9 protein-coding genes, 1 rRNA gene and 1 other annotated feature are annotated in these 11809 nt (G+C 39.2%); of the genes, 2 read left to right on the forward strand and 8 right to left on the reverse strand.

Annotation, left to right across the window (positions count from 1 at the left end; genetic code table 11):
• Positions 1–10 precede the first annotated feature (10 nt).
• The 3 genes from B5473_RS02130 to B5473_RS02140 are packed head-to-tail and all read right to left on the reverse strand — an operon-like array spanning position 11 to position 2497.
• The gene (locus B5473_RS02130; protein WP_079523456.1) at positions 11–1177 is read right to left on the reverse strand and encodes an acyl-CoA dehydrogenase family protein; all 1167 of its coding nucleotides are present in this window, start codon (positions 1175–1177) and stop codon (positions 11–13) included.
• 11 nt (positions 1178–1188) lie between these two features.
• Complete coding sequence (locus tag B5473_RS02135) at positions 1189–1965, reverse strand: enoyl-CoA hydratase/isomerase family protein (protein WP_079523457.1); 777 nt, start codon at positions 1963–1965, stop codon at positions 1189–1191.
• Between the two features lie 4 nt (positions 1966–1969).
• Complete coding sequence (locus tag B5473_RS02140; protein WP_176141999.1) at positions 1970–2497, reverse strand: MaoC family dehydratase; 528 nt, start codon at positions 2495–2497, stop codon at positions 1970–1972.
• An 84-nt stretch (positions 2498–2581) separates the two neighbouring features.
• On the opposite strand from B5473_RS02140, the gene B5473_RS02145 reads away from it, so the two are divergent.
• Entirely contained in the window at positions 2582–3226 is a 645-nt protein-coding gene (locus B5473_RS02145) for a GntR family transcriptional regulator (protein WP_079523459.1), read from the forward strand.
• Between the two features lie 169 nt (positions 3227–3395).
• Here the strand turns inward: B5473_RS02145 and serS are convergent, their stop codons facing one another.
• Entirely contained in the window at positions 3396–4688 is a 1293-nt protein-coding gene (gene serS / locus B5473_RS02150; RefSeq protein WP_079523460.1) for a serine--tRNA ligase, read from the reverse strand.
• Between the two features lie 100 nt (positions 4689–4788).
• Positions 4789–5002 (reverse strand) — a binding site (T-box leader).
• A gap of 150 nt (positions 5003–5152) precedes the next feature.
• On the opposite strand from serS, the gene B5473_RS02155 reads away from it, so the two are divergent.
• Positions 5153–6556 (forward strand): MocR-like pyridoxine biosynthesis transcription factor PdxR, encoded by a 1404-nt coding sequence (locus tag B5473_RS02155; RefSeq protein ID WP_176142000.1) that lies wholly within the window; start codon positions 5153–5155, stop codon positions 6554–6556.
• Positions 6557–6600: 44 nt separating this feature from the next.
• Here the strand turns inward: B5473_RS02155 and asnB are convergent, their stop codons facing one another.
• The 4 genes from asnB to rrf form a co-directional block, all read right to left on the reverse strand.
• A complete protein-coding gene (asnB, locus tag B5473_RS02160) occupies positions 6601–8427 on the reverse strand; it encodes an asparagine synthase (glutamine-hydrolyzing) (RefSeq protein ID WP_079523462.1) in 1827 nt (608 codons plus the stop codon).
• Positions 8428–8554: 127 nt separating this feature from the next.
• On the reverse strand, positions 8555–9892 hold the full coding sequence (locus tag B5473_RS02165; RefSeq protein WP_079523463.1) for a D-alanyl-D-alanine carboxypeptidase family protein: 1338 nt from the start codon (positions 9890–9892) through the stop codon (positions 8555–8557).
• A 135-nt stretch (positions 9893–10027) separates the two neighbouring features.
• Positions 10028–11494 (reverse strand): IMP dehydrogenase, encoded by a 1467-nt coding sequence (gene guaB / locus B5473_RS02170; RefSeq protein WP_079523464.1) that lies wholly within the window; start codon positions 11492–11494, stop codon positions 10028–10030.
• A gap of 188 nt (positions 11495–11682) precedes the next feature.
• Positions 11683–11798: ribosomal RNA gene (gene rrf, locus B5473_RS02175) — 5S ribosomal RNA — on the reverse strand.
• Positions 11799–11809 lie beyond the last annotated feature (11 nt).

Below are 11809 nucleotides of genomic sequence, written 5' to 3' on the forward strand. Positions count from 1 at the left end.
GATTTTCACCTCAATAAGATTTTGGAAGTTTTAATATATGTTCTCCGACGTATGATAAAATCAAGTTCGTTGAAATTGGAGCTACTTGATAAAGACGTGTCTCTTTAAATTTCCGTTCAATATCATATTCTGCCGCAAAGCCAAAGCCACCATATGTTTGCATCGCTACATTGGCTGCCTCCCATGATGCATCTGCTGCAAGTAACTTCGCCATATTGGCCTCTGCCCCGCATGCTTGCTGACAATCATAAAGTTCCGCAGCTTTTATGCGCATTAAGTCTGCCGCTTCAATATGAATATGCGCCTGGGCAATCGGAAATTGTATTCCTTGGTTTTGACCGATTGGACGATCAAAAACAACACGTTCTTTTGCATAATTCGTTGCCCGTTCAATAAACCAGCGGCCATCACCGATACATTCCGCAGCAATTAAAATCCGCTCGGCATTCATTCCGTCTAAAATATAGCGGAATCCTATTCCTTCCTCACCGATCAAATTTTCTACAGGCACCTTTAAATTGTCGATAAACAATTCCGTTGTCGCATGGTTCATCATTGTTTTAATTGGTCGTATTTCTAATCCATTTCCAACTGCTTCATTCAAATCAACAATTAGCACGGACAGGCCGTCACTCTTTTTAACACATTGGTCCTTCGGTGTTGTACGCACGAGTAAAATCATTAAATCCGAATGTTCTGCACGGGAAATGAATACCTTTTGACCATTCACGATATAATGGTCGCCTTCACGTTTCGCAAACGTTTTTAAGTTTGTCGTATCCGTACCAGTATTAGGTTCGGTCACCCCAAATGCTTGTAAACGAAGCGATCCATCCGCAATCTTCGGCAAATATTTTTCCTTTTGTGCCGGAGAACCATGCCGTAAAATCGTTCCCATCGTATACATTTGTGCATGACATGCACCCGCGTTCCCGCCTGAACGGTTAATCTCCTCTAAAATGACGGATGCTTCCAGTATTCCTAAACCGGAACCACCATACTGTTCAGGAATTAAAGCCCCTAAAAAGCCTGCCTGAGTAATAGCCTCCACAAATTCGGTCGGGTATCCGTCAATCTCATCAAGCTTCCGCCAATAATCACCATCAAAACGTTTGCAAACTGCTCTTACACCTTCACGAAGTTCTTCTAAAAATGCCAGATTCTCTGTTAACATCATATGAGATCCTCCTACCGTCCGATAAAATTAGGTTTTCTTTTTTCGTTGAAGGCTAAAATACCTTCCATTCGATCCTCAGAAGCGATAACCTCGTTGTACGTTTCTATTTCAATCCGGAATGCTTCAGATGCTTCCAATGAACTGATTTCTGCTACTTTTTTTACGCCCTGAACTCCTAAAGGTGCATTGCCTGCAATCTTTTTGGCTAACTCAATTGTGGTACTCATTACTTCTTCTGATTCGACAACTCGATTAAATAACCCTGCGTTCTGAGCTTCTTCTGCAGAAACAATCCGCCCTGTAAACAGCCATTCCTTTGCAATATGGAGCGGTACACGTTTTGGCAGTAACCGTGCTCCTCCTCCGCCCGGCATAATACCTCGAGTGACCTCGGTCAGCCCTACTTTTGCATTTTTACCGGCAACGATTAAGTCCGTATTCAAAGCAAGTTCAAACCCTCCTGCAAGCGTATAGCCATTGATCGCAGCTATGGTAGGTTGCCTGCAATTGGCTACTGCCTGGAACATTTGTTCAAATAAATGATGCTGTTCCGTCCATTCGGTCTCACTCATTCCTTTACGCTCTTTTAAATCCGCGCCTGAACAAAAGGCATCTTCAGTAGAGGAAGTTAAAATAACGACGCGTACCGGCTGCTCATTGAAAGACTGAAATACAGTTAACAGCTGCTTTGCCATTTCCGTGTTAAATGCATGTCGCATTTCCGGTCGGTTTAATGTAACAATCGCAATTTTCTCTTCATATTCATATGAAACTTGAATATATTCCATTCGTTCACTTCCCTTTCTGTGAGATTACTTGGTCGATCAAAGGCTTCATAATGTTTGGTGCAAAGTCCTTTTTATAAATCATCATCGTGCGCTTAAAGTGAATGACAATTTGCCCGTTCTGATTGTAGCCGGTCGTTTTCACTTCGATAATTCCTACATTATTTCGTTTAGCACTTTCTCTTTTCGATAAAATTTCTGTATAGGAGTAAATGGTATCCCCTTCGAAAACCGGGTGCGGGAGCCGTACTTCATCCCACCCAAGATTGGCCATTACATTCTGTGAAATATCTGAAACAGATTGCCCAGTTACGAGAGCAATTGTAAATGCGGAATTCACAATCGGCTTTTGGAACTCTGTCTGCTTTGCATAATGATGATCAAAATGAATTGGATTTGTATTTTGCGTCAGTTGAGTAAACCAGCTATTATCAGTCTGTGAAACTGTCCTGCCTAACGCATGTGCAATTTTATCGCCTACTTCAAAGTCTTCATAAAACCGTCCATGCCATCCAATTTGAATTTGTTGTTCCATGACAACTTCCCCCTTTAAAATTTGCATAGTCTTTCTGTATATTGTATATTGGATCCAAAATACAACACATAATGAGGTGTTTTTATGAAATTTGATCATGATTTAACTGCCGAAACATTGCCCTCGAAAATTTACCGGATCCTGCGCGAAGCGATTATAAAAGGTCAGCTGCAGCCAGGTGAACGCCTAGTACAGGATGAATTGGCGAAGACATTAAACGTTAGCAGAATGCCAATCCGAGAAGCTATAAAACAATTGGCTGCTGAAGGCTATGTTACAGTTGAGCCGCATAAAGGGGCTGTCGTTAAACAATTTACAATACACGAACTGGAAGAGATTTATTTTTTACGAGCAAAATTTGAACCGATGGCGGCTGCTGAAAGTTTGAAATTAATGTCACCACAACTAGTAATACAATTGCGTGAGCTAAACGAGAAAATGAAGAAAACGGATGATACAGATGAATATGTCCAACTTAATATTCAATTTCATCATCTGTTAATAAAAGATTGTCCTTGGGGGAAATTAAATAGCATTATTGAAAATTTGTGGACCGGTTTCCCTCAGCAAACACCACATCTTTTACCTAACCAGATTGCCACTTCCATTAATGAACACGATTTAATGGTGGAAGCTTTGGCTAACAATAATATTGAGCTTACATGCCAATTGCTCGAACAACATATTACACGTGCAAAATATGATGTTCTTAAAAACTTTATTCAATAAATTCTATTAATCTTAAAATATTGTATCCAATATCCTATTTTCTCGAATATAACAAAATATTCTCGTTTTGTAAAACAAATTACTAAATTTTCTGAAATGTTTTTTGCGCAGAAAAGAAAAAAAGTGTGTTGGAATTATTGATTCAACACACTTTTTAATTTATATTTAATTATTTTACAGTAATGACTTCTAGGCCACCCATATATGGACGTAACACTTCCGGAATAACAACAGAACCATCTTCTTGTTGGTAATTTTCCAGAATTGCTGCCACTGTACGACCAATTGCTAGACCTGAACCGTTTAACGTGTGAACGAATTCCGGTTTTGCACCTGCTTCACGACGGAAACGGATATTGGCACGACGCGCTTGGAAATCTTCGAAGTTTGAACATGAAGAAATTTCGCGGTACATGTTTTGAGCAGGAATCCATACTTCTAAATCGTACTTCTTCGCAGCTGTGAATCCTAAATCTGCTGTACACATTTTTAATTTACGGTATGGTAAACCTAAAAGCTGTAATACCTTTTCAGCATGACCAGTTAAAATTTCAAGTTGCTCATAAGATTCTTCCGGTTTAACGAAGCGCACTAATTCTACTTTATTGAACTGGTGCTGACGGATCAGTCCACGTGTATCACGACCAGCAGATCCTGCTTCTGAACGGAAATTAGCGCTGAATGCAGAGAAAGCTTGAGGAAGCATATCTGCTGATAAAATTTCATCACGGTAGTAGTTTGTTACCGGAACTTCCGCAGTTGGAATCAAGTAATAATCCATTTCATCTTCTTCACGAACTAATTTAAATACATCTTCTTCAAACTTCGGTAATTGGCCTGTACCTGTCAGTGAATCGCGGTTAACGATTTGCGGTGGCAGCATTTCTGTATAGCCATGCTGATCTGAATGAAGATCCATCATGAAGTTCAGTAAAGCACGCTCTAAACGTGCACCTAAACCTTTATAGAATAAGAAACGGCTTCCCGTAACTTTAGCTCCGCGCTCAAAGTCCACGATATCTAAATCTTTTGCAATATCCCAGTGTGCCTTCGTTTCAAAATCAAATGCCGGCACATCGCCCCAAGTGTATTCTTCCACGTTGTCATCTTCTTCTGTGCCAACAGGTACTGATTCATGCGGGATATTCGGCAAACGCATCATCATATTTTTAAATTCATCTTCAATTGCGTTTAACTCAGCATCCAATGCTTTAATTTCATCGCCTACTTCACGCATACGTGCAATCACTTCTGTTGCATCTTCTTTGTTGCGCTTCATTACAGAAATTTGTTCAGACACTTTATTGCGCTCTGCTTTCAATACTTCTGTTTTTGCGATTAACTCACGACGTTTTGTATCTAAGTTTTCAAAGTTATCCAGATTTCCTAAATCCTCATTACGTGTAAGAAGCATACGTTTTACTTCTTCAAAATTATCACGGACGCGTTTAATATCTAACATAATTTATTTTTCCTCCTCAAATTTATGAAATGATGATCCTGAGCACTTTAACGCGTTAATGTATTAGCGGAGTAAATACAAAAAAGCCCTCAATCCCTATGAAAGGGACGAGAGCTACCCGCGTTGCCACCCTAATTGAATAGAAAAATCTATTCCTCTTAACAATTAACGACTTTGGTAAGCCGGCTTCCACCTACTGTTATTTCGGAAAAAGCATCTCAAGGACGGATTCACAAGTGTTTTTATCAGCTTCCACCGACCGCTGACTCTCTAAAAAAAACGTGCTTGCTACTACTTCCTATCATCGAATTCATTTATAAATTTAACCATACTGTACTATAAAACCATATACATTTGCAAGTTCCGATGAAAACATTCACTAATTTTCTACATCATGCTATACTTTTCTGACGCTATTAATATTAGATAAAATTGAAATTTCATTAAGGTTACATAAGGAGGAAATGACGATGCTTTTCTTTCAACTTCATAAGGACCATACAATTCCGCTATATGAACAACTTTATATCGGCATAAAAAATGCAATTACTAACAACCAGCTGGCTGTTGGTGTACGTCTACCTTCCAAAAGAGAACTTGCCGAATTTTTCAATATAAGTCAAACAACCGTCGAGCTTGCGTATTCGCAACTGCTGGCGGAAGGCTATATTATGTCAAAACCGCGTGTCGGTTATTTTGTTGAAGAGATCGATTCATTACCTTACCGCCAAAGTGATATATCGAACAATGAAATTAAAAAAACAGCGGAAACGACGGAATATAAAATTGATTTCTCTTCTGCAAAAATTGATGAAGAAGCTTTTCCTTTTACAATTTGGAGAAAATACGCCAAAGACGTGCTTGATAAGCCATTCAAACATTTACTTCAGACAGGGGAACGCCAAGGTGAGCTTGCATTGCGTATTGAAATTGCGAACTATTTACATCAATCACGCGGAATCGAATGCCAGCCAGAGCAAATCGTCATTGGCTCCGGTACTGAGCAATTACTGCCTATGATTTTAAAAATTTTAGATGCTGATTCAAAGCTAGCTTTTGAAAATCCGGGTTATTCACCTATTCCCCGTCATCAGTTAGACCAGCTCGCAATTCCTATTTCTGTTGATACAGATGGAATTGTGGTGGAGCAATTACAGAAATCCAATGCAAATGTCGTTTACATAACACCTTCTCATCAATTCCCGACTGGTGCGGTTCTTTCAGCTAATCGACGGACACAATTATTAAATTGGGCAGCTAAAACACCGGATCGTTTTATAATTGAAGATGATTATGACAGTGAATTTCGCTATATTGGAAAACCAATTCCGGCACTTAGAGGCCTTGATGTAAATGACCGGGTCATTTATTTAAGCACCTTTACTAAATCATTGATGCCATCATTGCGTGTTGCTTTTTTCGTCCTGCCGCCAACACTCGTTCAACGCTATCAGGAGCACTTTAATTATTACTCTTCTACTGTTCCTCGGTTTGAACAGCATATTTTAGCGAATTTTATGAAGGATGGACACTTTGCTAAACATTTAAATCGGATGCGTAAAATTTACCGTAAAAAACACGATAAATGTATTGAAGTGCTATCAAATCATTACTCTCAAATAACAATATCCGGAGATGCTGCCGGTACAAACATTCTTGTTGCATTCCGTCATGAGAAATCTGAACGGGAACTACAACAGCTCGCGCGCAAGCATGGGATTCATATTTTACCGTTATCTAATTATTATTTAACTGAGCAGCATTACTCAAAAAGAACATTTCTATTAGGGTTTGGTAATTTGCAACTTCAAGATATTGAACCGAATATCCATCAGCTAATGGCAATTTGGGGGATTTCAAAAAGTTAATATAAAGGGAATTTTAAAGAGACGTTCCGTATAGGAACGCCTCTTTATGTTGAAATAATATTGATGCGATATTGTTCGACCCAATCATGTAATTGTATAAAATACGCGATGAGTTGTGGTCCCGCCATTAACTGACCAAACCAAGGTATTTGAAACGATTGACCGTTTGTAGCAAGCAGTCGTTCTAACTGCTCCTTCTCAAACAATTCATGAAGAACCGAGTGCTTCTCCCGTAAAATTTGCTCCAACCGATTGTGAACGAGTTCTGTATATTTAGGATGATACGTTTTCGGATAAGGGTTTTTCTTACGTTCCACAACTTCCTTCGGTAAAATATCCTGAAATGCCTTTCGTAAAATTCCCTTTTCCATTCCGCCGCTGTTTTTCATTTCCCAAGGAATATTCCAGACATATTCAATTATTGTATGATCGGCAAACGGTACACGGACTTCCATACTTGCACCCATCGTCATCCGGTCATTTCTTTCCAATAACGTCTGCATAAAGAACTGGTTATTTAAATAAAACAGCTGCTGGCGTTCCTGCTCTTCTTTTGTCCCTATAAATGACGGCATCCCCTTTACTGCCTCTTCATAAGTACTTTGCATAAACTGCGGTAACTGCAGGCGTTTTTGCCAATCTGATTTAAATAACTGTTCACGTTCCTTTGTAGAACGAAGCCACGGGAAAAGCGTTTCTTTTTTTCCTTCATAAAACCATGGATAACCACCAAAGACTTCGTCAGCACATTCACCTGATAGCGCCACAGTATGTTCTTTTTTCATTTCTTTACAGAATAAATAAAATGAGCTATCAATATCCGCCATACTCGGCATGTCTTTTAAACGCATTGCCTGTTCTAAACCATCTACTAATTCCTGTTGAGTCAGCGTCACTTGTCGGTGCTTTGTCTGAAACGCCTGTTGCATTTTTCCGATCCAGTATTCATCCTGTGACGTTTGAAACGAGTTTTTTGTGAAGTGAAAGTCATTTTCTTCAAATGCTACGGAATACGTCGCCAATGTTTTCTGTTCTTTTGCGAGTTGTTGGGCAGCAACTGCCGTTATGATACTTGAATCGAGTCCGCCTGATAGCATTGTACTTAGCGGCACATCGCTTATTAGTTGACGAATAATCGCATTTGTTACGAGTTCACGGACATTTTCAATCGTTTCTGCCTCTGAATGCTCATGTTGTTTACTTTCAATGTCCCAGTACTGCCAGCTTTTCCTGAAACCGCTCCCCACTATCATGGCGTATGCGGGCTTAACTTCCTTAATCCCTTTAAATATGGCATGCCCTACAATACGGGATGGGCCAAGACTGAATAATGCAGCAAGCCCTTCCGCATCAACTTCTGCCTTCACAGCAGGATGTGCCAGTATCCCTTTTATTTCAGAACTGAACAATAGCCCATCCGGAAGCTCATAGTAAAACAGCGGCTTTACCCCTAGCCGGTCCCGACATAAAAATAATGATTGCTCCTGTTCATTCCATACAGCAAAAGCAAATATTCCATTTAAGTACTCCATACAGCGCTCTTTCCATTCAACATAGGCCATTAAAATAACTTCTGTATCGGATGTTGTATAAAAGGAATGGCCCAAATTTTTAAGCTGTTCACGAAGCTCGTTTGCATTGTAAACTTCCCCATTATATACAATTGTCAATTCCCCGCGAGTCATCGGCTGATTACCTGTCACTAAATCAATAATTGCAAGCCGTTTATGGCCTAATAAAGCATGTTTGCTTATAAAGTATCCTTCACTATCCGGACCTCGGTGTAAAAGCGTCCTCGTCATTTTCTTTATCATTGATTCTTCATTTACTAAGTGAGTCGAGTAATCGATCCAACCTGATATTCCACACATGATTAATCCCTCCATGTATCAATGTATGTTTTGCATGGTTTATCGACAAATTGTCCCATTCGAAAAAATTCCTTTAGACGAAAAAAAAGCCATTCTACAAGTGTTTACTTATAGAATGACCCCTTCATTATTTAATTAAATTACTTGCAAATCCAAACACACCATTCCATAAATTACCGAAAAAGCTTCCGATACCTTGGAACATTAATGATATTTTCCCTGCACGTTCTACCGATTCTGTCGTTACAACATCTGCTACAATAGGATTGCCATCAATATAGCCGAAATCTACACCTTCTGTAGGAGCAAGTACTGCCTGTCCTACTACTTGGTCTTTCTCGATTCCTGCTTCAATTTCTTTCTTGTCCAATGTCAATGTCGGAACGTATGAGTCTTTTTCGCTTGTCTTAACCATTACAGAAACCGGCTCTTTCACACCGATTTTGACAGAGTCCTCTTTCCCTTTAGTAACAGGAATTGTTTTTTGCTCTTTAAATACATAGTTACCTGGAAGAAGTTCTACTTTTGAAAATTGACCAAATCCATAATCGAATAGTTTCGCTGTCGCATCAAAACGCGCTTTATAAGAGCCTACACCATTTGAATCCACTGCCTTCATAACAACAGCTATTAAACGTGTATCACCGCGTTTAGCTGTACCTGTAAACGTATGACCAGCAAAATCAGTTGTACCTGTTTTTAAACCGTCTACGCCTTCATATTCATATACAAGGCCTGGTAGCATGAAGTTCCAGTTGGACATACTAATTGCATCCGAAGTTCCTTCACGGAATACTTTCTTAGGTATTTTTGCTGTTTCTAACATGTCAGGATGATCTTTTAATAAGTTGTACGCTAATTTTGCTACAGAACGAGCAGGCATAACGTTTTCATCCTTTTCTCCAGTACCTTCTGGATGCATGCCTTGCAAATCAGCATTATTTAAACCTGTTACGTTTACAAACTTGTAATTTTCCAAGCCAAGTTCTTCTGCTTTTTTATCCATCAATTTCAGGAATTCTTTTTCTGTACCTGCAATTGTTTCAGCAATTGCAATTGTGGCAGCATTTGCAGAATAGATTGCCATTGCTTCATACAACTCTCTAATCGTATACGTACCATCAGCACGTAACGGTACATTACTCAATAAACGGTTTTGGGAAACCTTATATGTATACTCTGATACATTATATTGTTGATCCCATGAAATTGAGCCTTCTTCGATTGCATCAAGTAATAGATATTCTGTCATCATTTTCGTCATACTTGCAATACCTAAAGCTGTCTCTGCGTTTTGCTCATACAAAATTTTTCCTGTGTCTGCGTCAATTAAAATTGCTGCATCTACCGTTAACCCTAAATCCGTCGCTGCGTTTGTCTTAGCAGGTGTCATCGCCAGCATGCTAAGTATTAAAATCGGGATTAAGACAATGCTTAATACCGTTTGCTTTCTTACCTTCTTCACAAAGCTACCTCCAAATTTTTTTTCTTGTCTAACGTCATTTTATCATACATAAGTAGTTGTATGTGACCTTCTGTTAATAAAAAAACGTTACTATCTTCAATTTGACGATAGTAACGTTTGAAAGTTTCCTAGTAATTATTGTAAAGAGTAGTTTGGTGATTCTTTCGTGATTTGTACATCATGTGGATGTGATTCACGTAAGCCTGCACCCGACATTTTAATGAACTGTGATTTTTCACGTAAATGTTCTAAATCCGGTGCACCGCAGTAACCCATTCCGGCACGTACACCACCAACTAATTGGTGAATTGTATCTGCTAAAGGACCTTTGTATGGTAAACGTCCTTCAATTCCTTCTGGTACTAGCTTTTTCGCATCTTCTTGGAAGTAGCGGTCTTTAGAGCCTTTTTCCATTGCACCTAGTGAACCCATTCCACGGTACACTTTAAAGCGACGTCCTTGGAAAATTTCTGTTTCACCAGGAGATTCAGATGTTCCTGCTAATAATGAACCTAGCATTACAGTATGTCCACCTGCAGCTAAAGCTTTTACGATATCTCCTGAATACTTGATACCGCCATCAGCGATAATTGTTTTGCCTAATTCACGGGCAACTGATGCTGCATCGTAAACAGCTGTAATTTGTGGTACACCAACACCAGCTACAACACGAGTTGTACAAATAGAACCAGGACCGATTCCTACTTTTACAACATCGGCACCAGCTTCGAATAATGCACGTGTTCCTTCAGCTGTTGCAACATTCCCTGCAATAATATCCAAGTTCGGGTAAGCTGCACGAATGTCTTTAATTGTATTTAAAACGCCTTGAGAATGACCATGTGCTGTATCAATTACAACGATGTCCACTTGCGCTTCCACTAGCTTCGCAATACGCATCATTGTATCTTTAGAAACACCAACCGCTGCTCCTACTACTAAACGGCCGTGGCTGTCTTTTGCAGCATTTGGGAACTCAATTACTTTTTCGATATCTTTGATTGTGATTAAGCCAGTTAGTTTTCCTGCTTCATCAACAATCGGTAACTTTTCAATTTTATATTGCTGAAGGATTTTTTCAGCATCTTCTAAAGTTGTCCCTACAGGAGCAATGATTAAATCCTCTTTTGTCATTACATCATCAATTTTTAATGAGTAATCTGAAATGAAGCGTAAATCACGGTTTGTAATAATACCAACTAACTTCTGATCTTCCATGTTATTTACAATAGGGACACCTGAAATGCGGTACTTGCCCATTAAATGCTCTGCATCGAAAACTTGATGTTCTGGTGTTAGGAAGAAAGGATTTGTAATAACGCCGTTTTCAGAACGTTTTACTTTCTCGACTTCTTCTGCTTGTTCATCAATACTCATATTTTTATGAATAATACCAATTCCACCTTGTCGAGCCATTGCAATTGCCATTTTCGATTCGGTTACAGTATCCATACCTGCAGAGATCAACGGAATGTTTAACTTAATGCTGTCAGTTAGATTTACAGACAAATTAACATCTTTCGGTAACACCTCAGAGTGTCCTGGTACTAATAGTACATCATCAAATGTTAAACCTTCTTTAGCAAATTTTGTTTCCCACATTGTTAAGAATGCCTCCTATTTATAAAAGAATATTATTGTAAGGTTACCTCCGAGGGACATCACTGTCAAGATTCTTTAAAAAATAAAATAATTCGGAATATTATATTATTTGTAGTTTTCTTCTTGAGGTGGGAAAATAAGTATTTTATAACAAAAAACCCACTGATTTCTCAGTGGGTTTTACATGTGCGAAGCGACGTCCTACTCTCACAGGGGGAAGCCCCCAACTACCATCGGCGCTAAAGAGCTTAACTTCCGTGTTCGGTATGGGAACGGGTGTGACCTCTTTGCCATCATCACTTCACTATTATCGGC

Source organism: Solibacillus isronensis (assembly GCF_900168685.1).
Lineage (GTDB): Bacteria > Bacillota > Bacilli > Bacillales_A > Planococcaceae > Solibacillus > Solibacillus isronensis_A.